Source organism: Leisingera sp. ANG-S5 (assembly GCF_000813925.1).
GTDB lineage: Bacteria > Pseudomonadota > Alphaproteobacteria > Rhodobacterales > Rhodobacteraceae > Leisingera.
Window position 1 is genome coordinate 36,780 of the sequence record NZ_JWLH01000012.1, and the last position, 21,554, is coordinate 58,333.

Annotated in this window: 18 protein-coding genes and 1 pseudogene; 9 read left to right on the top strand and 10 right to left on the bottom strand. The window is 61.7% G+C overall.

Annotated elements, in window-relative coordinates; translation table 11 throughout:
- Nucleotides 1-19: 19 nt before the first annotated feature.
- From RA25_RS17770 to RA25_RS17780, 3 genes are all read right to left on the bottom strand, one after another.
- A complete protein-coding gene (locus RA25_RS17770; RefSeq protein WP_019296425.1) occupies nt 20-1,276 on the bottom strand; it encodes a membrane protein in 1,257 nt (418 codons plus the stop codon).
- Nucleotides 1,273-2,718 (bottom strand): hypothetical protein, encoded by a 1,446-nt coding sequence (locus RA25_RS17775; RefSeq protein ID WP_039174184.1) that lies wholly within the window; start codon nt 2,716-2,718, stop codon nt 1,273-1,275. Before RA25_RS17775 ends, RA25_RS17770 begins: the two co-directional genes overlap by 4 nt.
- A gap of 132 nt (nt 2,719-2,850) precedes the next feature.
- On the bottom strand, nt 2,851-3,465 hold the full coding sequence (locus RA25_RS17780) for a response regulator (protein ID WP_039151902.1): 615 nt from the start codon (nt 3,463-3,465) through the stop codon (nt 2,851-2,853).
- 247 nt (nt 3,466-3,712) lie between these two features.
- On the opposite strand from RA25_RS17780, the gene RA25_RS17785 reads away from it, so the two are divergent.
- From RA25_RS17785 to RA25_RS17800, 4 genes are all read left to right on the top strand, one after another.
- Nucleotides 3,713-5,104, top strand: a complete 1,392-nt coding sequence (locus tag RA25_RS17785; RefSeq protein ID WP_039174187.1) for a WecB/TagA/CpsF family glycosyltransferase — start codon at nt 3,713-3,715, stop codon at nt 5,102-5,104.
- A 23-nt stretch (nt 5,105-5,127) separates the two neighbouring features.
- Complete coding sequence (locus tag RA25_RS17790) at nt 5,128-6,015, top strand: UTP--glucose-1-phosphate uridylyltransferase (protein WP_039174188.1); 888 nt, start codon at nt 5,128-5,130, stop codon at nt 6,013-6,015.
- A gap of 102 nt (nt 6,016-6,117) precedes the next feature.
- Nucleotides 6,118-6,624, top strand: a complete 507-nt coding sequence (locus RA25_RS17795) for a molybdopterin-dependent oxidoreductase (protein ID WP_019296430.1) — start codon at nt 6,118-6,120, stop codon at nt 6,622-6,624.
- A 55-nt stretch (nt 6,625-6,679) separates the two neighbouring features.
- Nucleotides 6,680-9,202: a hybrid sensor histidine kinase/response regulator gene (locus tag RA25_RS17800; protein ID WP_039174189.1), complete on the top strand. Its 2,523-nt coding sequence runs from the start codon at nt 6,680-6,682 to the stop codon at nt 9,200-9,202.
- On the opposite strand, the gene RA25_RS17805 is transcribed toward RA25_RS17800, so the two are convergent.
- Nucleotides 9,199-10,395 (bottom strand): polysaccharide biosynthesis/export family protein, encoded by a 1,197-nt coding sequence (locus tag RA25_RS17805; protein WP_036762037.1) that lies wholly within the window; start codon nt 10,393-10,395, stop codon nt 9,199-9,201. The two genes, RA25_RS17800 and RA25_RS17805, sit on opposite strands and share 4 nt — an antisense overlap.
- Before the next feature lie 201 nt (nt 10,396-10,596).
- Here RA25_RS17805 and RA25_RS17810 point away from each other — a divergent pair, with 201 nt between their 5' ends.
- Genes RA25_RS17810 through RA25_RS17825 form a run of 4 tightly spaced genes read left to right on the top strand, consistent with a single transcriptional unit; the run spans nt 10,597 to nt 14,764 of the window.
- Nucleotides 10,597-11,832 (top strand): oligosaccharide flippase family protein, encoded by a 1,236-nt coding sequence (locus RA25_RS17810; RefSeq protein WP_039174190.1) that lies wholly within the window; start codon nt 10,597-10,599, stop codon nt 11,830-11,832.
- Nucleotides 11,833-11,835: 3 nt separating this feature from the next.
- Nucleotides 11,836-12,759 (top strand): glycosyltransferase family 2 protein, encoded by a 924-nt coding sequence (locus tag RA25_RS17815; RefSeq protein WP_039174192.1) that lies wholly within the window; start codon nt 11,836-11,838, stop codon nt 12,757-12,759.
- Nucleotides 12,760-12,779: 20 nt separating this feature from the next.
- A complete protein-coding gene (locus RA25_RS17820) occupies nt 12,780-13,778 on the top strand; it encodes a glycosyltransferase family 2 protein (RefSeq protein ID WP_039174194.1) in 999 nt (332 codons plus the stop codon).
- Nucleotides 13,775-14,764, top strand: coding sequence for a glycosyltransferase (locus tag RA25_RS17825; protein WP_019296436.1), 990 nt, complete (start codon nt 13,775-13,777; stop codon nt 14,762-14,764). The genes RA25_RS17820 and RA25_RS17825 overlap by 4 nt, the downstream gene beginning before the upstream one ends.
- A 4-nt stretch (nt 14,765-14,768) precedes the next feature.
- Here RA25_RS17825 and RA25_RS17830 read toward each other — a convergent pair.
- Nucleotides 14,769-14,969: pseudogene (locus RA25_RS17830) on the bottom strand (integrase); the annotation flags it as partial.
- A gap of 131 nt (nt 14,970-15,100) precedes the next feature.
- Here RA25_RS17830 and RA25_RS22795 point away from each other — a divergent pair.
- Nucleotides 15,101-15,292, top strand: a complete 192-nt coding sequence (locus tag RA25_RS22795) for a hypothetical protein (protein WP_152610591.1) — start codon at nt 15,101-15,103, stop codon at nt 15,290-15,292.
- A 125-nt stretch (nt 15,293-15,417) separates the two neighbouring features.
- Here the strand turns inward: RA25_RS22795 and RA25_RS17835 are convergent, their stop codons facing one another.
- From RA25_RS17835 to RA25_RS17855, 5 genes are all read right to left on the bottom strand, one after another.
- Nucleotides 15,418-15,711, bottom strand: a complete 294-nt coding sequence (locus RA25_RS17835; protein ID WP_019296438.1) for a DUF1330 domain-containing protein — start codon at nt 15,709-15,711, stop codon at nt 15,418-15,420.
- A 67-nt stretch (nt 15,712-15,778) separates the two neighbouring features.
- Nucleotides 15,779-17,269, bottom strand: coding sequence for an NCS1 family nucleobase:cation symporter-1 (locus RA25_RS17840; RefSeq protein ID WP_039174195.1), 1,491 nt, complete (start codon nt 17,267-17,269; stop codon nt 15,779-15,781).
- Nucleotides 17,270-17,360: 91 nt separating this feature from the next.
- Nucleotides 17,361-18,821, bottom strand: a complete 1,461-nt coding sequence (gene hydA / locus RA25_RS17845) for a dihydropyrimidinase (RefSeq protein ID WP_039174196.1) — start codon at nt 18,819-18,821, stop codon at nt 17,361-17,363.
- Between the two features lie 5 nt (nt 18,822-18,826).
- Nucleotides 18,827-20,077, bottom strand: coding sequence for a Zn-dependent hydrolase (locus RA25_RS17850; RefSeq protein ID WP_039174199.1), 1,251 nt, complete (start codon nt 20,075-20,077; stop codon nt 18,827-18,829).
- A gap of 65 nt (nt 20,078-20,142) precedes the next feature.
- Nucleotides 20,143-21,462, bottom strand: coding sequence for an aspartate aminotransferase family protein (locus tag RA25_RS17855; RefSeq protein ID WP_039174201.1), 1,320 nt, complete (start codon nt 21,460-21,462; stop codon nt 20,143-20,145).
- Nucleotides 21,463-21,554 lie beyond the last annotated feature (92 nt).

The window sequence follows — 21,554 nt, forward strand, 5'->3', positions numbered from 1 at the left end:
GCAGGAAACCGCTACTGGCCTAAGCCGCCCCGGCTTCGCGAAGATGAACGCCAAGCAAGATCAGGCCCGGCCAAAGCATATAGGCTTCGATTTCAATATTCTCCCCGAAAGAGAGCAGCACCATTGTCATCAGTATTCCCAGCGGCAGGCGGCCGCGCGCGTGTTTTGCTGCATCCGCCATGACAAAGCCGATGTGCCAAACCAGCGGAATGAGCAGTGCGGCAAAACCGGCAGCCCCCTTAACGAACAGCAGCCCGTACCAGGTGTGATGGCTGCCGATGGGCATGTATTCCACGGCATGGGACCCGGGTTGAACTGTGCCGTGGCCAAACCAGAAGGCTTCGGTCTGCCAGCGCTCGCTGGCGATCCGCTGCAGTGTTTCGCGGACCCGGGTGCTGTCTGCCCGGGCCCCCTTGAACGCGGCCACCGCATCCGCGACCAGCGCCGCCAAGGTTCCGCCGGTGATGGCCAATGAGGCGGTCAGCCCTGCCGTTACATGCCAGGCCCAGCCGCGCAGGATCAGGGGCATCATGCGCGGCGCAACGGTGCAGGCCACCAGCCCCACCAGCCCCATTCGAGATTTTGACGCCAAAATCATCAGGACCCCGGCAACCACACCGGCCAGCATCCACTTTCGGTTTTTTTCTTCCAGCGCAAACAGCACCATGATGACGCCCAAGAGGGCCGCGAAGGGAGACCAGGGGGCGTAGAATTGCCAGCGCGGTGTCCAGCTGGCCGGATCATAGGTGAACAGGTAGACACTGAAATACTCCGGACCCGGCCCGCCAACTGCCTTCAACGGCGACGTGAAGATCTGTTCCGGCAGGCCAAGGTAGGGCGCTGCCAGCAGAACCGGTGCCAGCGCCAGCGTCCAGGCCCCGATCACGCACTGACCGCGGATCAGGACCTCGCGGCGGATCGGCAGCGCCGCACCAACCAGCGGGAACAGCGCCAGCAGAGCCCAGCCTTTGGCCCAGCCGATCGAGGACTTGATTGTCTTCTTGAGGCCGAGCCCCCAGTCGAGGTGCCCGATCCACAGCGCAATCAGCAAAATGGCCATGCCGATGATCCAGGCCCAGATCAGCACCGGAACCGGACCGGTAGCACGCAAGTCGGGCCGGAACGCTGGGCCAAGGTAGAGTGCCAGCACCGCCAGAGCGCCGAGAACCCAGGCCAGAACCGGGCCCACGACGTATAGCGCACCAACGGCGTAGAAGGGCCAAGTCAGGACCATGGAGCGGTAGATCATCCGCTCTGCCGGGTTTTGCAGGGTCATGCTTCGGCTGCCTTGGGCGCGGCCAGAAGACGGCCGATGACAGCGGATCTGATCCAGCCCAGCAGCAGCGCGATCACAAGCATGAAGGTGGCCGCTGCCCCGGCGGCAAAGGCGAGCTTACGGTCAGGCGACGAGGGGCGCTCGGGAAGGGACGGGTTTTCGAGTATCTGAACCAGCGGGTATGAGGCATAAACATCCGATTTCGTCGACTGGGTTCGGGCGATGGCAGAAGCAAACACTGCTTCAGCCACAGAGAAATCTCGCTGCAAATCCTTCAGCCGTGCTGCGCTAGCCGCCAGTTGTTGCAGCCGGGTCTGCTCGAACACCAGACGCTGAGCCAAAGCTTCATACTGCCGGGCTGTGCCCATGCGCTCTGCATCCATCCGCACAAGCTGAGCCAACAACTCTGCCCGCGCCCCGTCCGGGGCCAAATCAAGCCTTTTCAGCTCATCAATTTGGATACCTGTCACTGCCGCTGCCTGTTGGCTTGCACTGTGTTCCGCCGCAGCCTGGGCTGCACGTGCGGCTTGCACCTTCGGGTGCCCTTCACCGTAGGACGCACGGGCTTCGGCCAGTTTTGCAGCATGGATGGCGCTTTCGTCTTCCAGAGCGAGGAAGTCTGCATCGGCAAAGAGTTTCAGGGTTGCGGCCGCGGCGGAGGCCTGGATGCCCAAGGTTTGCTCAAGCGCGGCAACGCTTTGTGTCTTTTCCTCAAGAATACCGGCAATGTCCTCAACCCGGCCTTCCAGTTCGCGGGTGTCTTCGACCATTGCATCGAACTCCTCGCCAGACAGCAGCCCGGAGGATTTCTGAAGTTTGCCGATGTCAGAGCGTGTGGCAGCAACTGAACTCTGGTAATCACCAATGGCGGCCAGACCGCTGTCCTCGCGGGTGGCTTGCTCATCCTTTCGCAGCGCGTCCAGTTCTTCGAAGAAAGCCTGCAGCAGGGCATTGCCGCGCTGCTGGGCGTTTTCTGCGCTGGGGCCTGTCATTTCAACGTGGATCAGGCTGGTTTGATCCACCAGCCGGATCCGCGGCTTGCCGAATTCACGGCGTGTCAGCCCCATCGCGCTGGCAGCCGCGGCGAGGATACGGTCAGCACCAATCAGGCGCTTGTATGTTTCGGTCGGGCTGACGGAGTTGTTGGCAAATGCGGAATTGGCATAGGAAGACGCCTGCCCAATACCATTGAGGTTCATTGAGGCTGACGCCCCGGACCCTGGCAGGATGAGCGACGCATGCGATTTGAAGGCAAGCGGTGCGGTTTGCAGATAACCGTTGATCGGCGCCCAGACGAGTGCCAGCCCAAGCAGCAAGAATGCCAGGTAGCGGCGGATGCGGCTGGTGTCGCCCAAACGCCCGCCGACGATGATGCGGCGGAGAGATATCCGGTGCCAAAGCCGCCGCGGAGCATCAAATTTTCCGGCAAGTTTCTGCAGCATGTCAGTCTCCTTCAACCAGAGACTATCCCAGCACCTTACCCGCCGCGCTTGCGCGCAAGGCTATCCCGGTGCGCATCCGTATTCGCGGCTATCCGTTGGAGTAGGTTTTAGGGCTGCGCCTCCCGCAGGCAGTCAGAAAAGCCCCGCCTCACGCGCGGCCAGTGCTGCCTGGGTGCGGTTTGCCACTTCCAGCTTGCGGTACAGCGTTTTCATGTGCAGCTTCACGGTCGGTTCGGTAATGTCCAGATCGCGGGCGATTTCCTTGTTGGACTTGCCCTCGGTCAGGCCTTTCAGAACCTGAAGCTCCCGCGGCGAGAGCTTCTCCGCCAGCGGGTGGTCTGTTTCCGGATCTGCGGCAGTCATGAAATCAATGGGTGCATATTGCTCCCCCATCGCCATGAACTTGACTGCATTGATCATTGATTTTGCCGGCAGGGTCTTTGGCACAAACCCGGCGGCGCCGGCCTCCAGCGCCTGTTCAGCGATCTGACGGGTGGCCGCACCGGACATCAGGGCAACCCGCTGCCCGTTTCTCATGGCCATCGCCCGCTTGAGGCCGGCCAGCCCGTTCATGCCGGGCATATTCAGATCCAGCAGGATCAGATCAAAGGGATCTTCGGTCTCGATCAGCTTGCATGCCTGATCCAGATCCGCCGCGGTACTGGTCTTGAAGGAACCTTGGCCTTCCAGGAACAGAACAAGCGTGTCACGCAGCAGGTCGTGGTCATCGGCAATCAGTACTCTCATAACATGCTCCTTGATCCCTGCCTCTACACGTAACGCGTGAATGCGGCGCTTGCACGGCAAAAGTCGTGTGTATTCGCCGCAGCTTGGAAAGCATTTGGATAGATTTTGATCCGGGCGGATAGGTTCGCACGCCGCAAGGCAAGCCGGGGATGCCAACGGGCCCGCGACCTGTCCTCCCGCTCCGTTGAGAGGAGCGGCCGCCTGCAACAGTCTGAGAGCAACCAATGACAGCTCAAGGACTTAGCAGATGACACTTGCATATTCCTCTTCCAGTTTCGGTGCTGCCCCAACAGTCAAAACCGACCTTCTGAACACGGCTTACCTGCCTGCTCTGGACCTCCATCTGGTTGACAGCAGCGCTGATCAGGCTGCTGCCAAGCTGCTGTCGCCTGGCCGCCGGCGCGCTTTCTTCATGAACGCGCATTGCTGCAATATCCGCCGCCGCGACCCGCACTATGCCGAGGCTGTCGCCGGGGCGGATATCCTTCTGCCTGATGGCATCGGAGTTGAACTGGCGGCAAAGTTCACCGGTCATTCTCTGACGACCAATTTGAACGGCACCGACTTTGTGCCGCAGCTGTTGCAGCGTGCGGCCAGCATGGGCAAATCGGTCTACCTGTTCGGCGGGCGGCCGGGCGTTGCGGATGCAGCCGCGGCGCGGCTGGTCTACGACATTCCCGGCCTGCGTATTGCTGGCACCCGCGATGGGTTTTCCGGAGCGCAGGACACTAGGGCGGTTGTTGCGGACATCAACGAAAGCGGCGCCGACATCGTTCTGGTTGCGCTTGGCGTGCCGATGCAGGAGCTGTGGCTGCACCGCAATGCGAATGACCTGACAGCCAATCTCACTTTAGGGGTCGGCGCGCTGTTCGACTTTCTGTCGGGCTCGGTTGCACGGGCGCCGGAACCGGTCAGGGCTGCAAGGATGGAGTGGGGCTGGCGGCTGGCGATGGAGCCACGCCGGATGGCACGCCGCTACCTGACCGGTAACGTCAGCTTCCTGGCTCATGCCGGACTGGCTGCACTGCGGCAGAAGCGCCTCGCCGACGTCCAGCAGCGCGGTCTGGACATCACAGTTGCGGTTCTGGCCCTGCTGATGCTGTCGCCGCTGCTGCTTGCGGCGGCTCTGGCGGTCAGGGCGGACAGCGGAGGACCCGCACTCTTCAAACAGACCCGGGTCGGGCTGAACGGCAAGACCTTCACCATGTTCAAGTTCCGCTCGATGACGGCAAATGCGGAAACCCGGCGCGCGGAGATCCTGCACGGCTCGGACCGGGACGGCCTCTGCTTCAAGTCGCGCCAGGATCCGCGGGTCACCCGTGTCGGCCGCTGGCTGCGCAGGAGCTCCATCGATGAGCTGCCGCAACTGTTCAACGTGCTGCGCGGGGATATGTCTATCGTCGGCCCCCGCCCGGCACTGCCGTGCGAGGTTGCAGATTACCCGCCCCGTGCGCTTGGCCGTCTGCAGGTCAAACCGGGCATCACCGGTGTCTGGCAGGTGTCAGGCAGGGCCTCTGTCGGCTTCAAGGAAATGATCGAGATGGACCTCAGCTACATTAAGGCCCGCTCGCTCAAACTGAACCTCCAGCTCATCCTCAGAACCTTTGGCGCGGTTGTTTCTGGCCGCGGCGCCTACTGACCCATTAATTTAGGAGACAAGCCATGACACATATCCGCAAAGCCGTTTTCCCCGTTGCCGGCATGGGAACCCGTTTTCTGCCTGCCACCAAATCCATCCCCAAGGAGATGCTGCCGCTGGTGGACCGACCACTGATCCAATACGCGGTGGACGAAGCGCGGGAGGCAGGGATTGTGGAGTTCGTCTTTGTCACTGCCGCAGGCAAGGGCGCGTTGGAGGATTACTTCGACACAGCCGCCGCGCTGGAAAACACATTGGAAGCGCGCGGTAAGACTGCTGCTCTGGATGCCATTGCTCTGACGCGGATGCCGGAGGGGGCTTTGTCCTTTGTTCGCCAAAGCAAGCCGTTGGGCCTTGGCCACGCTGTGGGATTGGCCGCACGCCTGGTAGGAGACGAACCCTTTGCCGTGCTGTTGCCCGATGATGTCATCCGCGCGCCGCGCGGGGCGCTGCGCCAGATGGTGGAGGCGCATGCCGTAAGCCGCGGCCACATGGTAGCAACCATGAAAGTTGGGCGCGAGCAGACCTCCTCCTATGGCATTCTGGATGTTGCGCGCGAGGCCGGAAAACTCACTCACGCCCGCGGAATGGTGGAAAAACCGGATCCTGCGCAGGCGCCATCAACACATGCCGTCGTCGGCCGTTACATTCTCGAGCCTTCGATATTCGAAGCATTGGCTGCGATTGAACCAGGCGCAGGCGGAGAACTGCAGCTGACGGACGCCATCAACGCGGACCTTCCCTCAGCAGGTGTAACCGGGTTCCGGTTTGACGGCGAACGGTTCGACTGCGGCAGTGTGCAAGGATTTGTGCAGGCGACGGCGGCCTTTGCTCTGGACCGGCCGGAACTGGCTCATGAATTGTCCGGCTTTCTTGCCGGGCGTGTCGCCCCGGTTCTGCAGGCGGCATGATTGCCGGACCTATTCGAAAGGATAGGCGGGTATCCGTCTAACCTTTTGGCGCCCGCGCCACGTCGTGCCATATCTGGGTCAATCATCAAAGGAGGCCGCGCAATGCTTTTTAAAGCGCTCAAGATAGTTGCAATTTCCGTGTTCGCCGCGCAGCCGCTGGCAGCGGGAAATCTGGACCAGCCAGCCGGAGAGGTGGTGCTGAAGGTATCTGGCACGCCGAAAGCGGAAAACGCAGGGGAAGCAGCGCAATTCGATCTGGCCATGCTGGAAGGACTGGGTGCCGTGGAGTTTGAAACGTCGACAATCTGGACGCAGGGCGTGCAGCATTTTGAAGGCGTGCCGCTGAATCAGCTGGTTGACCATCTGGGCATCACCGGAACCACGCTGCGGGCCACCGCCATCAACGACTATTCGGTGGACATCCCGCTGGCGGATGCTGTCGAAGGGGGCCCGATCATTGCCTACAAGCACAACGGCGAGGAAATGTCCGTGCGTGACAAGGGGCCGCTCTGGATTGTTTACCCTTATGACAGCAAAACCGAATATCAATCAGAGGTGGTTTATTCCCGCAGCATTTGGCAGCTCGACCGCATCGAAGTGATTGAGTAGCGAGCGCTGAACCCGGCGCTTTTGGCTTGGCTGCCTGCATTTGAGGATGATGGCAATGGCCGGCACAAAACGCAGAAAGATGTGGCTACGGTTGGCTGCTTTTTTGCTGCCCGCCCTTTTGGGCCTCGCAGCCATTGCATTTCTGGCGTTGAATGTGTCCCGCGACATCACGCGGCTGAACTCTGCCAGTTCCGACAACATTCAATGGAACCTGTCTCAGACCGAGGTGGAGTTTCTCCAGTTCGAACTTGAACTGGCGCGGGCGCTGCAGGGCGACAGCCCGGACATTCGCAGCCTCCGGCGCAAGTTCGACGTCTTTTTCAGCCGAATACGCACGCTGCAGCAGGCATCCATCTACAGCGAATTGCGCGCAGTTCCAACGTTCGCGGCCAATCTGGCGACAGTTGCAGCCTTCCTCGACCGCGCCGTCCCTGTGATTGACAGCGATGAAGGTGCCTTGCCCGCCCTATTGCCTGCGCTGGAACAGAAAACCGGGGCTGTCCGCCCGGATGTGCGGCGGCTGTCCGTATCCGGCCTCAACTATTTCGCTGAGGAGTCCGATTTCCGGCGCGAGGCCTTTTCGGGCACCCTGATGCATTTGGCGATTGCCATTGCCGCGCTGGTGGCAGCGCTCGCCGTGCTTGCCTGTTACCTGGCTGTGCTGAACGCTCAGAACGTGCGGCGCAGGACACAAGTCATCGAAGCCAGTGAGCGCATGAACATCGTGACAAGCACGTCTCTTGACGCGGTGGTCGTGGCGGATACGTCAGGGCGCATCACGGATTTCAACGCCGCTGCCGAACAGATTTTCGGCTATTCCGCGAAAGATGCAGTAGGATGCGATCTGGGCGAGCTGATTGTGCCCGAACATCACAGGGCTGCGCATCAGGCCGGTATGGCCCGCCTGCGTGAAACAGGCGAAAAGCGTGTTGTTGGAAGTGGGCGCTTCAAGCTTGAAGCGAAGCGGGCGAACGGCGAAGTTTTCCCCGTGGAGCTTGCCATACAGGCGGCGGACACCAAGGACGGGGAAATCTTCATCGCGTTCCTGCGTGATATTTCCAGTCAGGTGCAAGCAGAGGCCGAGCTTGTTCTGGCCCGCGACCGTGCCATGGCCGGCGAGAAAGCCAAAACCGATTTCCTGGCCACCATGAGCCATGAGATCCGAACTCCGTTGAATGGGCTGCTGGGTAATCTGACCCTTCTCGAGGAAACCCGGCTCAGTGCCAAGCAGTCCCGCTACATAAGAAACATGCAGACGTCCGGCAAACTGCTGATGAGCCATATTTCGGATGTTTTGGACATTACCAAATTCGACGCGGGCAAACTGCGGCTGCACATGGTGGACATGAATATCAGCACTCTGCTGAAGGACATCGTGGACAGTCTAAGCGGTGCAGCGGCGGGCAACGGCAGCACTTTGGAGTGGGGCTGGACAGGGGCACCGCTCAACTGGGTTCACGCGGATCGGGACCGCATTCAGCACATTCTGATGAACATCGTCGGCAATGCAGTCAAGTTCACGAAAAACGGGCGGATCTCCATCACCGCTCAGGCCAGTGCCGCTGAGGAGGGAAAGACCATCCTGTGCATTTCGGTACGGGATTCAGGTATAGGTATCGACCCGGGCCTGCTGCCGCATATCTTCGATGATTTCGCGACCGGAGACAGCTCCTATGACCGGGAAGTCGGGGGAACCGGGCTGGGTCTGGGGATTGCCCAGCGGTTTGTGAAAGCGCTGGGTGGCCGCATCACTGTCGAAAGCACTCCGGGAGAAGGCAGTGTCTTTGATGTCAGCTTCCCCGTTCAGGCCATTGCGGAACCCGAGCCGAAGGGAGAGGCCCGGTTTGATGCGCCCGCCAGGAAGCGGGCAAATGTCCTGCTGGTGGAAGACAACGAGATCAATCGCCATGTCGCCCGGGAGATGCTGACGGCACAGGGGCATTTTGTGACCGAGGCGCACAACGGCCGGGAAGCGGTCGAGATGGCAGAAGAAACGGGCTTTGACCTGATCTTAATGGATATCAGCATGCCGGTCATGGACGGGCGCAGCGCCGCGCGGGCGATCCGGACTGGCAGCGGCGCGTCAGCGCGCGCGCCGATTATTGCCGTGACCGCAAACGCGATGGCCGAGGAGCAGGAAGCCTTTTTGAAAGACGGCATGAATGATGTGCTGACCAAACCTTTGACGCGTGAAGGCCTGTTGCAATTGATTGCAGACCACCCTTCCCCAGCTCCGCCAGCACCGAAAGTTGCTGCGCTGCGGTCGCAGCAGTTGATCGAACTGGAAGAAACGGTTGGTGCCGAGGCGTTGAAACCCCTCCTGAACCGCTTTGCAGCTGAAATGGAAGCGTTCCTCAAAGATTTTGAGAACGGGCAGGATTTGGCTGCGAACGAAACCGCAGTCGAAGCCCACCGGATTGCTGGCAGCGCCGCAACCTTCGGGCTTCCGGAGCTTCGCAGTGCGCTGATCCGTCTTGAGAAAGCGGCGCTCAGCCAGGACCGCCAAGCGGCCGAAGGCGCGCTGAGCCCGTTGAGGAAGGCCTGGGCTGCCACCAAACCGGTGCTCAACCTGACTTAGTAGTTGAAGGCGCCGATGAGGCGGCCGACCTCTCCCAGGTTGGTGATTGTGCTGTCATAGCAGGCAATGGCATCCCCGGGCAAAAGGAAGGGGTCATAATCGTCCCGGTCAGCGCGGCGCAGCAGGTCTTCGATCCTCCGCTCGATGACGACAGACACCTGTGTGACCGGATTGCGGGAGAACAGAACAGAGGACCGGTGCGCGCTGGTGGCGCGGGCGCCGCCCACGCAGTTGGTGTCCACCACCGCCTGCAGGTACCGTGTGCCATAGGGAAACTCGCGCACCTCGCGGCCAATGGCGGAGAGCGCGTTGCCGGCGGCCGGCTGGGTGAGGTTCGACAAGAAAAGCGTCACCCCCGGCGGGCTGATGGGGCTGGGCCGCATCAGGTCTTCCTGGAAGCATCCGCGGCTGGGCACATGCACCTGATCGCCTGTCAGCAGCATGATGTCGACGGCATTCTGGCCTTCGAACACTCCGCGCATGTCCAGCCGGTAAAGGCTGCTGCCGCGCCGCACCTCGACCGCTGAGATATCCGCATCCGGGCGCACCCCGCCTGCCGCACGCAATGCAGCAGACAGGTTGCGCGCTTCGGTCGAGGCCCCCAGTGCGCCCTGCCTGCGGGAATCCACTTCGTCACCTGGCACACCGCCAATTTCCACGGCTTTAGGCTCAAAGACGGCTCCTGAAACACCCACCGTGACTGAGGCAAAATCAGCTGCCCGGACCGACAGCCGCGGCCGGTCAGAGTAGAAGTCTTCGGCGATCAGTTTCGCGGCAATGTCCTCCTCGATCTGGATGGCCGTTCGGCCCTGCGCACGGATCGGTGAAAGGAAGGGAAGCTTCAGCGTGCCATCCCGCGAGATAACGTAGTCGCCATTGAAGGTCTCATCATCGCCGACACGCACGTTCACCAGGTCATTGCGGGTGAACCGCTCGCCTGCCAACGCAGCCTGCGCTGTTCCAGCGCCCTTGCCGCCGGTTCCGCCGACGGCGGGGCGGCACCTGGACTCGTTCATTGTCTGAGACTGCAGAAAACCGGATTCGCTGCGGGACACCTCCGGTTCACGGTATTGCGCCTGATACCCGTCACCAGAGGCAACCGGCTCCAGGTTGTCTGGCGGGTCGATCTGCGCGCAGCCGCTCAAAGACAAGATCGCCAGAATTGCCGTTCCATTTCTGAGGGGTTTCTTCATTGAACTGCTCGCGGGATCACTGCGGGTTGTACTGGTGATACGGAATTCGGCCACAGCGGTCGAGAGCCCGTTGATATCGCAGCGCTATCCTTTCGGATATGGAACAGTTCTGTTGCACCATTGCCCTGTCCCTGGGGGCAAGGGACAGCAGGTTCTCCAGCCCGCTATGACTTGATCCAACAGCTCTATGGACAGGTCCCGATGCCCAGCACCTTGCAAATTCCCTCCTTCGCAAAGAACCTCTTTGCTTACGGCGCGTCTGAGGCGGCGGCCAAGGTTTCGCGGCTTCTGGTGGTTGTCGCGGTGGCGCGCACGCTCGACCTGGACCAGATCGGCATTGCCGCGGCAGCCCTGGCGGCGGCCGATATTGTCAAGTCGCTGACGGAAAATGGCGTCATTCAAAAGATCATCGCGGCCCCGCAGGCTCAGCTGCGGCAAACCTGTGCCACCGCGCACCGCATTTTCTGGGTCTGGTGCGCCGGATTGTTTTTGCTTCAGTCGCTGGCGGGACTTGTGCTTTATGCCAGCGGCGGCAGCGTCATGCTGCTGGCACTGGTGCTTCTTCTGGCGGGTGAATACCTGTTCATGCCCGCCGGGCTGGTGCAGGCGGGCCTCGCCATGCGGGCAGGAAAGCTGCGCCAGACTGCTGCCATTTCGGGCACACAGATCGTGGCGTCAAACCTGATGTCGGTGGTGCTGGCGCTGCTTTGGCCGTCCGCCTTGGTGCTGGTGCTGCCGCGCCTGCTGACAGCGCCGTTCTGGCTGGTCGCAATGCGCCGCCTGCATCCCTGGAGCCCCGATCCGTCCCAAGGATATGCACCGCTGAGCCCGTTCCTAACCTATGGATGGGCGGTGCTGGGCGTCGAACTGGTCAAGGCGCTGCGCCTGCAGGCCGACAAGGTGATCGTGGGCGCGCTGATGGGGGCAGAGACGCTTGGCCTCTATTTCATGGCCTTCAATGCCGGTCTCAGCCTATCCAACTCATTCACCGTGGCTTTCTCCACTGTTCTGTTCCCGCATCTCTGCGCCAGCGCCGACAAGCTGCAGGCATTGCGCCAAAGCGTGCTGCTGGCGATCGGGATCATCGCACCGGCTGTCATCACGCAGTCGCTGCTGGCACCGCTCTATGTCCCGGTTCTGTTCGGGGCGGGCTGGAAAGGCATCGAAGGTGTTGTGTCGATCCTGTGCTTGGTTGCGATCCCGACCACGCTGTGGTCCGCAACCGCGGGCTGGCTGCGGGCAAACGGCAAGCCGGGCCAGGAATTCCGGGTCACGCTTGCCACCACCGGGGCGCTGATACTGAACACCTGCCTGCTTGCGCCCCATGGTCTGACAGCGGTCGCCACAGGCTATGCCGTTGTCGCCGCGCTGATGATGACGGGCGCATCGCTGCCAACCCTTTCCAGGGCCTTCCGCCACCGCACCGCAGAGGTTTGAGACATGCCGTATTTTTCCGCAGTCATTCCCAGCTTCAACGCTGCCGCCACGATTCGGGAAACCCTGGCCGGGCTCCAGGCGCAAACCTGCGCCGATTGGGAGGCGATCGTAGTTGATGACGGGTCCACGGATGAGACCCGAGCCCTGGTGCAGGCCGCTGCCGCTGCCGATGCCCGGATCCAGCTGGTGCAAAACACCGGGAAAGGCCCCAGTGCCGCCCGCAACTACGGCGCTATGGAGCACGCCGGCGGTGATGTGATCGCGTTCTGCGATGCAGATGACATCTGGCACCGGGAAAAGCTGTCGCAGCTCCGTGCGGGCTTCCTGCAGGGGGCCGTCGATGGTGCCTATGGACGGATCGGTTTCTTCCGCGCCAACCCGGCAGATGCCCGCGTGTTTTCAACAGTTCCCGTTCAGGATCTGACCATCGCCATGCTGCTGGGAGAAAACCCGGTTTGCACTATGTCGAATTTTGCCGTGCGGCGCAGCGTCTTTGCTGCGACCGGCGGCTTCGACGAGGCAATGGTCCACAACGAAGATCTGGAGTGGCTGATCCGCCTGGTCGGCGGCGGCGCGCGGGTGACCGGAATAGACAGCCTGCATACCTACTACCGCACTTCCGTTGGCGGATTGTCGACGGATCTTGAGGCAATGCGGGCAGGCCGTGAACAGGCAATTGCAACCGCCGCCGGTTTTGGCGTGGTTCCAAGCGCCGCCTCTCATGCCATTCACCACCGCTACCTTGCCCGCCGGGCGCTTCGTCTGAATGGGGCTCCGGCTTATGCGCTGAAACAAGCTATGTCCGGCATTTTCAAAAGCCCGCGCGGATTTTTCTCCCCGTTCCGCAGGGGCGGCCTGACATTGGTCGGCTCATTGCTGGCGCCGTTCCTGCCCCAGCCGCTGCGCCGGAACCTGTTTTCCCGTTAACTTTCTCGAGGTTCACAACCATGGCCTTCACATCGATTGTCGTCCCCGCCTTCAATGCCGAGCAAACGCTCGCTGACACTCTTCTTTCCTTGCAGAGGCAAACCAGTACGGAGTTTGAGGTCATTGTGGTCAATGACGGCTCCACAGACACAACCGCCGCGATTGCCGCGGGCTTCTGCAGCGACCCGCGCTTTCGCGTGGTTCACCAGAAAAACCGCGGCCTTGCTGGAGCGCGCAACTCGGGTATTGCTGGCGCACAGGGCGATGTAGTGGCGTTTTGCGACGCAGACGACATGTGGGAGCCGGGAAAGCTGGCCCGCCATATCAGCCACCTGGAGGCCAAGCCCCATGTAGGCATAAGCTATGCCGGATCTGCTTTTATTTCGGAAGATGGCGCCCTTACGGGCCAGGCGCAGCGGCCGCGGCTGCAAAACATCGACGCCAAACACATTTTCAAGCGCAACCCGGTCGGAAACGGATCTGCGGCCGTGATCCGGCGAGCAGTGTTTGACGAAATCGCCTTCCGGCCCCGGTCCGAGACCGAGCGCGACTGGTATTTCGACGAGACTTTCCGCCAATCCGAGGACATCGAATGCTGGCTGCGGATTGCCTTGACGACCAACTGGGCGTTCGAAGGGATCCCGGGCCTGCTCACACGCTACCGGATCAATTCAGGCGGCCTTTCTGCTGCGACAGACCGCCAGCTTGCCGCCTGGGAGCGGATGGTTCGTAAGCTGTCACAGACCAACCCCAAGTTTTTTGCGCAAGAAACAGGAGTGGCGCGGGCATATCAGCTCCGCTACCTCAACCGGCGCGCCATCAGCGATCTGGACAGCCGCCGCGCAGTACGTCTTGCCAGGGCGTGGCTTGCCTGCTCCCTGCGGCCGCTTTGGGAGGAGCCGTTGAAGTCTGGGGCAACACTGGCGGCGACTGCGCTGCTTGCCGTGACCGGGCCGAAGGCTTTGCAAAAAACAATGAAACTGGCCGCACGGGCACACCGGAACGAGGCCATGTCATGACCGTTATCCGTGTAACCCACTTGGTTGATGACACCACTGCAGGCGGAGTGATGCGCGTCATCAGTCACATGATGACAACGCCTGATCTTACGCGCGAGGCTGATCACAGCTTGCTGGAGGTGAAACGGAACAGGCTTTGCATAGGGCGGGTGGAAGCGGATGTGATCGTTTCGCATCTTGCGATCAGCTGGCGCCTTCTCCCCTTGCTGGCCGCCTTGCGTGTCATGAACCCCACAGCACGGCTTGTTCATGTCGAGCACAGCTACACCAAGTGCTTCACAGCTCTAAATGTCAGGCGGAAACGGCGGTTCGGCGCTCTCCTCAAGCTTTCATATGCCCTGTTCCACGATGTCGTTGCCGTCAGTGCCGCGCAGGGGAAGTGGCTGAGGGATGAGGGTTTCGTGCGGCCGGCCGCCCTGCATGTCATTCCCTCCTGCGTTGGTCTGTCTGCTTTCCGGGAACTGGCACCGCCAGAGGGCGCGGTAAAGACAATCGGTGCCATTGGGCGGCTGGAACCGCAGAAGGGATTTGATATCCTGATCAAGGCTTTCCGCGAACTCAGCGATCCCGGCATTGCCCTTCATATCTATGGTCAGGGGGCGGAGGAGACGTTGCTCCGCGACCTTGCCGCCGGCGATCACCGCATACATTTCAAAGGATTTGCCTCCGACCCGGTTGCGGCGATGGCTGACCTGGACGCCGTGGTAATGTCGTCGCGATGGGAGGCCTACGGGCTGGTTGCGATTGAAACCCTGGCAGCGGGACGCAGGCTGCTTGTCAGCAACGTCGATGGACTTACGGATCACTTGCCCCATGGAGCCGCACTGGTTGACGGCGCAGGAATTAAACCCTGGCAGAGCGCATTAGAAGAGCTTTTTGCAGCACCACCGCGCCCCCGCGGGCCAAGGCACGCTCACAACTACGAAAGTCATTTTTCCGACTGTTGGAAATCGCTGTTTTTGTCTCCTGTCATTGCTTCACAGTGAGGGTTTTCACCAGATCGCATCCGCGAAGCTTGCTATCAATTGCCACGTTGAACAGTGCTAGATCGCGCAGGTTGCCCGCCAGTTCGAGCCACGCGCGGATCGCCCAGACCTGTTTCGGCAACAGTGGCCGTTTCTGGCCGATGATCCGGCCCTTGTTCCAGGCTCTTCGTTTCGGGATGACAGCGGGAAGTTGGACTCTTGGCATAGTGCTCCCGCCAACCCCAGACATCATTACCGCGCTGACGATGTCATCGTACAAGCGGAGTGGATGCCTGTTCTCGGAAGTCATCCGAGAACACCATTTCTGCCGATGCATTCGGCGGCAGTGAGCCCAGCATGTACCTTGGATTTTCCCGCCGCGTGCGCTTGCAGCGCGGAAGTTGCGGCAACAGCGACAAACTTACCGCCGCATTGCGGCTGCGAAACATGCCGTTCATGTCGGGGGAAGAAAACCCGAAACTAAAAATTCATGCCACAAGACTCAAAGACCATACTCCGCCCGTCAGCAACCTCGGCCAAGGCAGCTGACGGTGTAAGTAAGCTAGCTGGGGGTACAGACAGCTCGGTACCCCGGGTCGCCCTTTTTAGAGAGGGTGGAAAACAGCAATTGCCTTCCACCTGGATATCAGGATGCCTTTGGTGAGCCTTTTCAGTCAGGCTTCAGCGCCTTCAACAATCACGATGTTGGCGATGCCCGCATCAATGCGGTGATTTTTTGCAGCTTGGTATTCAGACGAATTATAGCAGGCGAGCGCGGCCTCCAGCGTGTCGAACTCGATTACAACATTACGCAGATGGCCGTCGCCTTCGAGCTGCTCGCAGGTTCCACCGCGCGCCAGCACCCGTGCGTTGAACTTTCGGAAAGCCTCCGTCGCCCCGGCGGCATAAAGGGCATAGGGCTCGGGATCCGTCACCGTGACATGTGCAATCCAGTAGGCTTTGGGCATTGGGCATTCTTTCAGATTAATGTCTGCAGCACGCGCCGGAGCGGATTTTCCGCTCCGGAGCCTTGTCTTACCTGTTCAGGATCTTCGACAGCACCAGATAGGCGGCACCGGCCACGAACAGGCCCACGAACCAGGCATAGGTATAGATCGTGGCGAAGAAGTCCGTGGTACCGGCGGTGAGGCCAACACCTGCCAGGAAGCCCGGCAGGTTCGGCAGGATGCCGATCACCAGCGCCCAGACACCGGCCCAGTTGGTGCCGTTGCTGCCGGAGTAGATGCCGTTCATCTTGAACAGATCGGCCACTTCCAGCTTGGTCTTGCGCAGCAGGTAGTAGTCCGCCAGCATCACGCCCGCAATCGGACCCAAGAGCGCCGAATAGGCGATCAGCCAGCCGATGATGTGGTTCACCAGGATCCAGGGGAACATGGCAATGCCGATGCCCGCGGTGATGTAGCCGCCGCGCTTGAGGTTGATCTTGCTGGGCGCCAGGTTCGAGAACCCGTGCGCAGGTGCCACCACATTGGCTGCCAGGTTGGTGGTCAGCGTCGCCACGATCAGCGCAAACAGCGCGATGATCACCGAAAATCCGCCCATCTTCTCGGACAGCTGGATCGGATCCCAGATCGCCTCGCCGTAGATCACTACAGTGGCCGAGGTCACGGCAGAGGCGATGAAGGCAAACAGCGCCATCGGAACCGGCAGGCCGACCAATTGGCCCAGCAGCTGGTCCTTCTGGCTGCGCGCGTGGCGGGTAAAGTCGGGAATGTTCAGCGCCAGGGTCGCCCAGAAGCCGATCATGCCGGTGAGGCTCGGCCAGAACACCACCCAGAACTGGCCTTCCTGCGGCTGGCCGGGATCAAAGGCGCTGGGGGTCGACAGCATCTCTCCGAAACCGCCCGCGTTGACATAGGCCCAGGCCAGCAGTGCCAGCCCCATCGCCAGCAAGAACGGTGCCGCATAGGTCTCCAGCCAGCGGATCGACTCGGTGCCGTTTGCAATGAAGTAGAGATGCAGCGCCCAGAAGGCGAGGAAACAAATGAACTCGCCCGCGCTGATGCCCAGCACCGGCAGCGCCTCGCCCGCCAGCGCGCCGCCCGTGAGGGTGTTCAGGATCACAAAGATCGCCGAACCGCCAACCCAAGTTTGAATGCCGAACCAGCCGCAGGCAACGATACCGCGGGCCACCGCCGGAATCTTGGCGCCGCTGGGTCCGAAGGACGAGCGCAGAAGCACCGGAAAGGGAATGCCGTATTTGGTGCCCGCATGGCCAACCAGCACCATTGGGATCAGCACGATGGCATTGGCCGCCAGAATGGTCAGCACCGCCTGATCCCAGCTCATGCCCGATCCGATCAGGTAGGAGGCCAGCAGATAGGTCGGGATACAGACCACCATGCCGACCCAAAGCGCGGCAATCGCCAGCCAGTCCCAGGTGCGTTCCGCCGCCGTTGTGGGCAGCTGGTCCTCGTTATACAGTTCCGGGTCGATCCCGGTCAGACCGGTCCGCGGCGGCGCCTCGGCACCGGATGCGGAAAACCCGCTGGTGATATCAGCCATTTTCAGTTTCCTCCCTGTTATTGGCTTACTGCCGCCCCGTCCTCCACAGGGCCGCAGATGCGAAAGCCCCCGGCCTGTGCCGGGGGTATGATCAGACGCAGGCCGGCATGTTTTCAGCCGAACGCACGACCTGGCGCTGCGCAGTCACCTGTTTCCACTTGGAGAGCGCCTTGTTCACTTCCGGGAACGCCGGCCGGTCCACAAACCGCCCGTGTCCCGGGGTGGCGCAGACGGTGCCGTCGTCCACCGCCACTTCGCCGCGGCTGAGCGTGTAGCGCGGCAGGCCGGTCACCTCGCGCCCCGAGAAGACGTTGTATTCCACAACCGACTGCTGGGTTTCGGGTGAGATCACCTTGGATTTCTTCGGATCCCACACCACTAGGTCGGCATCAGAGCCTTCCAGGATCGCGCCCTTGCGCGGGTAGATGTTGAGGATCTTGGCGATATTGGTGGAGGTGACGGCGACAAACTCGTTCGGAGTCAATCGGCCTGTATTCACTCCCTCGTTCCACAGGACCGGCATCCGGTCCTCAAGGCCGCCGGTGCCGTTCGGAATTTTTGTGAAGTCATCGATGCCAAAGCGTTTCTGATTTACGGTAAATGCACAGTGGTCGGTCGCCACAACCTGCAGGGAGCCCGCCTGCAGACCGGCCCACAGGCTGTCCTGATGCGCCTTGTCCCGGAATGGCGGCGACATCACCCGCTGCGCGGCGTGGTCCCAGTTGGGATGGCGGTATTCGCTTTCGTCCAGCACCAGATGCTGGATCAGCGGCTCGCCAAAGACCCGCATGCCCTTCTGGCGTGCCCGGCGGATCGCCTCATGCGCCTGTTCGCAAGAGGTATGCACGACATACAGCGGCACACCCGCCATGTCGGCGATCATGATAGCGCGGTTGGTGGCCTCGCCCTCAACCTCCGGCGGGCGCGACAGCCCATGCCCCTCCGGCCCGGTGATACCGTCGGCCAGCAGCTTCTGCTGCATCGTGGCCACCACATCGCCGTTTTCCGCATGCACCATCGGCAGCGCCCCCAGCGCGGCGCAGCGGCGGAACGAGTCGAACAGCTCGTCATCGTCCACCATCAGCGCGCCCTTGTAGGCCATGAAGTGCTTGAAGGAGTTGATGCCGAGATCCACAACCTGCTGCATCTCGTTGAACACCTGCTCGCTCCACCAGGTCACCGCCATGTGGAAGGAGTAATCGGCACAGGATCGTTTGGATTTGGCATGCCAGTCCTCCAGCGCCGCCAGCATCGACTGGCCTGGGCTGGGCAGGCAGAAGTCCACCACCATTGTGGTGCCGCCCGCGAGGCTCGCGCGGGTGCCGCTTTCAAAATCATCCGCCGAATGGGTGCCCATAAAGGGCATTTCCAGATGCACATGCGGATCAATGCCGCCAGGTATGACATAGCAGCCCTCTGCGTCCAGCACCTTGCCGCCCGTAAGACCCGTGCCGATCTGCACGATCTTGCCGCCCTCGATGGCGACATCTGCCTCATAGCTGCGGTCGGCGGCAACGATGGTGCCGCCCTTGATCACGGTTCTCTGACTCATGCCGCTCACTCCACGATCTCTGCGGTTTCCAGCACGGCGTGCAGCAGCACGTCGGTCCCCGCCGCCGCCCATTCGCGGCTGATTTCCTCATCCTCATTGTGGCTAAGGCCATCGACACAGGGGCACATCACCATCGCAGTCGGCGCCACCTTGTTGATCCAGCAGGCATCATGCCCCGCGCCGGAGATGATATTGCGGTGCGAATAGCCCAGCTTCTCCGCCGCACGGCGCACAGCATCCACACAGCCCTCGTCAAAGGTGACCGGGTCGAAATGCCCTGCCCGTTCGATCTCCAGCCCCAGTTCCAGCTCCTCGGCAATCTTCGCCGCACCCTCGCGCAGGCGCTGCTCCATATCGGTCTGGGTGTCAAAGCTGGGCGAACGGAAGTCGATGGTGAACACCACCTTGCCCGGAACAATGTTACGGCTGTTGGGGTAATAGTCGCAGTGGCCAACGGCACCGACAGCGTCGGGCTGGTGGCTCATCGCGATTTCATGCACCAGATCGGTGATCCGCGCCGCGCCAAGGCCCGCATTGCGGCGCATCGGCATCGGGGTGGAACCGGTGTGCGCCTCTTGCCCTGTCAGCGTCACCTGAAGCCAGTTCAGGCCCTGGCCGTGAGTGACGACACCAATGTCCTTGCCCTCGGCTTCCAGAATGGGGCCTTGCTCGATGTGCAGCTCGAACATCGCGTGCATCTTGCGGCTGCCTACCGGCTCGTCGCCCACGTAGCCAATGCGAGCCAGCTCCTCGCCGAACTTCTTGCCCTCCGCATCTTCGCGCGCATAGGCCCAGTCCTGCGTATGAACGCCCGCAAAAACACCCGAGGACAGCATCGCGGGAGCAAACCGCGTGCCTTCCTCATTGGTCCAGTTCACCACCACGATGGGACGGCGCGGGGTGATGTCCTGATCGCGGATCGAGCGCACCACCTCAAGCCCCGCCAGCACGCCCAGCACGCCATCGTATTTGCCGCCCGTCGGCTGGGTGTCCAGATGGCTGCCCATCATCACCGGGTCCAGATCCGGCTCGGCGCCCTCAAGGCGGGCAAACATGTTGCCCATGCTGTCGACGCCCACCGTCATGCCGGCCTCTTCACACCAGCGCTTGAACAGGTCGCGGCCTTCCTTGTCGGCATCGGTCAACGTCTGGCGGTTGTTGCCACCGCGCACCCCCGGGCCCTTCTGCGCCATTTCCATAAGCGAATCCCACAGGCGGCTGCCATTGATGCGGGCGTTGCTTTGCACGTCTTTCATGTTGTCTCTCCCTTGGCGGCTGCCGGCCCCGCACGCTCCTCCGCGGCGGACCGGCAGCCGGTTGGTCACGCGATGAGCGACTCGGCCAGGATGCCGATCAGCTCGTCGATTTCAGATTTTTCGATGATCAGCGGCGGCGACATGGCAATGATGTCGCCGGTTGTGCGCAGATGCGCCCCCCTGTCCCAGGCCCGCAGATAGGTGTCAAAGGCGCGTTTGGTCGGCAGGCCCTCAACCGGCTCCAGCTCCACCGCGCCGACCAGGCCCGAGCAGCGGATGTCCTTCACATGCGGCAGCCCCTTCAGGCTGAACAGCGCTTCGGTCCAATAGCCTTCCAGCGCCGCCGCGCGCTCGAACAACTCCTCCTCGCGGTAGGTGTCCAGCGCCGCCAGCGCCGCCGCGCAGGCGACCGGGTTGCCCGAGTAGGTGTAGCCGTGGAACAGCTCGATCATGTGCTCGGGGCCGGTCATGAAGGCATCGTGGATCTCGCTGCTGATCATCACTGCGCCCATCGGAATGACACCATTGGTCAGCCCCTTGGCGGTGGTGATCATGTCCGGCTCGACGCCATAGTAATCCGCGCCAAACGCGCGGCCCAGGCGGCCATAGGCCGTGATCACCTCGTCGAAAATCAACAGGATGCCATGCTCGCGGGTGATCTCGCGCAGCCGCTCCAGGTACCCCTTCGGCGGCAGGATCACCCCGGCGGAACCCGCCATCGGCTCGACGATCACCGCGGCAATGGTTTCGGCCCCGTGCAGCTCGATCAGCCGCACCAGATCCTCCGCCAGCTCCGCGCCATGCTCCGGCTGGCCCTTGGTAAAGGCGTTGCGCTCCGGATCATGGGTGTGGCGCAGGTGGTCGACGCCGGTGAGCAGGCTGCCGAAATGGCGGCGGTTGTTGACGATGCCGCCGACCGAGATGCCGCCGAAATTGACCCCGTGATAGCCCTTCTCGCGCCCGATCAGCCGGGTGCGGCCCGGCTCGCCCTTGGCCTTGTGATAGGCCAGCGCGATCTTCAGCGCGGTCTCCACCGACTCCGAGCCGGAATTGGTGAAGAACACATGGTTCAGGTCCCCAGGTGCCAGGTCTGCCAGCTGGTTTGCCAGCTCAAAGGCCTTGGGGTGGCCCATCTGGAAGGCCGGCGCGTAATCCAGCTCTGCCACCTGCTTCTGCACCGCCTCGGATATCCGCGGCGCGGCGTGGCCTGCGTTGACGCACCACAGGCCTGCGGTGCCATCCATCACCTTGCGGCCGTCGGTGGTGGTGTAGTACATCCCCTCCGCCCCGGCGATCATCCGCGGGTTCTCCTTGAAATGCCGGTTGGCAGTAAAAGGCATCCAATAGGCGCCAAGGTCGTTTTTGGGGGCCGGGGCAGCAGTCATGACGGTTGTTCCTTCTTGATAGATCTGCGGGGGTCAGGCGGCGGAGAGGCTGAGCAAGGTATCGAGGCTCTGCTTTGCATCGCCATAGAACA

Bases quoted from the DNA above. Each gene is read 5' to 3' on its own strand.
- RA25_RS17840 (WP_039174195.1), bottom strand. From the start codon at position 17,269: ATGGCTGATATCACCAGCGGGTTTTCCGCATCCGGTGCCGAGGCGCCG.
- RA25_RS17850 (WP_039174199.1), bottom strand. From the start codon at position 20,077: ATGAAAGACGTGCAAAGCAACGCCCGCATCAATGGCAGCCGCCTGTGG.
- RA25_RS17855 (WP_039174201.1), bottom strand. From the start codon at position 21,462: ATGACTGCTGCCCCGGCCCCCAAAAACGACCTTGGCGCCTATTGGATG.
- RA25_RS17835 (WP_019296438.1), bottom strand. From the start codon at position 15,711: ATGCCCAAAGCCTACTGGATTGCACATGTCACGGTGACGGATCCCGAG.
- RA25_RS17790 (WP_039174188.1), top strand. From the start codon at position 5,128: ATGACACATATCCGCAAAGCCGTTTTCCCCGTTGCCGGCATGGGAACC.
- RA25_RS17815 (WP_039174192.1), top strand. From the start codon at position 11,836: ATGCCGTATTTTTCCGCAGTCATTCCCAGCTTCAACGCTGCCGCCACG.
- RA25_RS22795 (WP_152610591.1), top strand. From the start codon at position 15,101: ATGTACCTTGGATTTTCCCGCCGCGTGCGCTTGCAGCGCGGAAGTTGC.
- RA25_RS17825 (WP_019296436.1), top strand. From the start codon at position 13,775: ATGACCGTTATCCGTGTAACCCACTTGGTTGATGACACCACTGCAGGC.
- RA25_RS17775 (WP_039174184.1), bottom strand. From the start codon at position 2,718: ATGCTGCAGAAACTTGCCGGAAAATTTGATGCTCCGCGGCGGCTTTGG.
- RA25_RS17820 (WP_039174194.1), top strand. From the start codon at position 12,780: ATGGCCTTCACATCGATTGTCGTCCCCGCCTTCAATGCCGAGCAAACG.
- RA25_RS17810 (WP_039174190.1), top strand. From the start codon at position 10,597: ATGCCCAGCACCTTGCAAATTCCCTCCTTCGCAAAGAACCTCTTTGCT.
- RA25_RS17800 (WP_039174189.1), top strand. From the start codon at position 6,680: ATGGCCGGCACAAAACGCAGAAAGATGTGGCTACGGTTGGCTGCTTTT.
- hydA (WP_039174196.1), bottom strand. From the start codon at position 18,821: ATGAGTCAGAGAACCGTGATCAAGGGCGGCACCATCGTTGCCGCCGAC.
- RA25_RS17795 (WP_019296430.1), top strand. From the start codon at position 6,118: ATGCTTTTTAAAGCGCTCAAGATAGTTGCAATTTCCGTGTTCGCCGCG.
- RA25_RS17770 (WP_019296425.1), bottom strand. From the start codon at position 1,276: ATGACCCTGCAAAACCCGGCAGAGCGGATGATCTACCGCTCCATGGTC.
- RA25_RS17805 (WP_036762037.1), bottom strand. From the start codon at position 10,395: ATGAAGAAACCCCTCAGAAATGGAACGGCAATTCTGGCGATCTTGTCT.
- RA25_RS17785 (WP_039174187.1), top strand. From the start codon at position 3,713: ATGACACTTGCATATTCCTCTTCCAGTTTCGGTGCTGCCCCAACAGTC.
- RA25_RS17780 (WP_039151902.1), bottom strand. From the start codon at position 3,465: ATGAGAGTACTGATTGCCGATGACCACGACCTGCTGCGTGACACGCTT.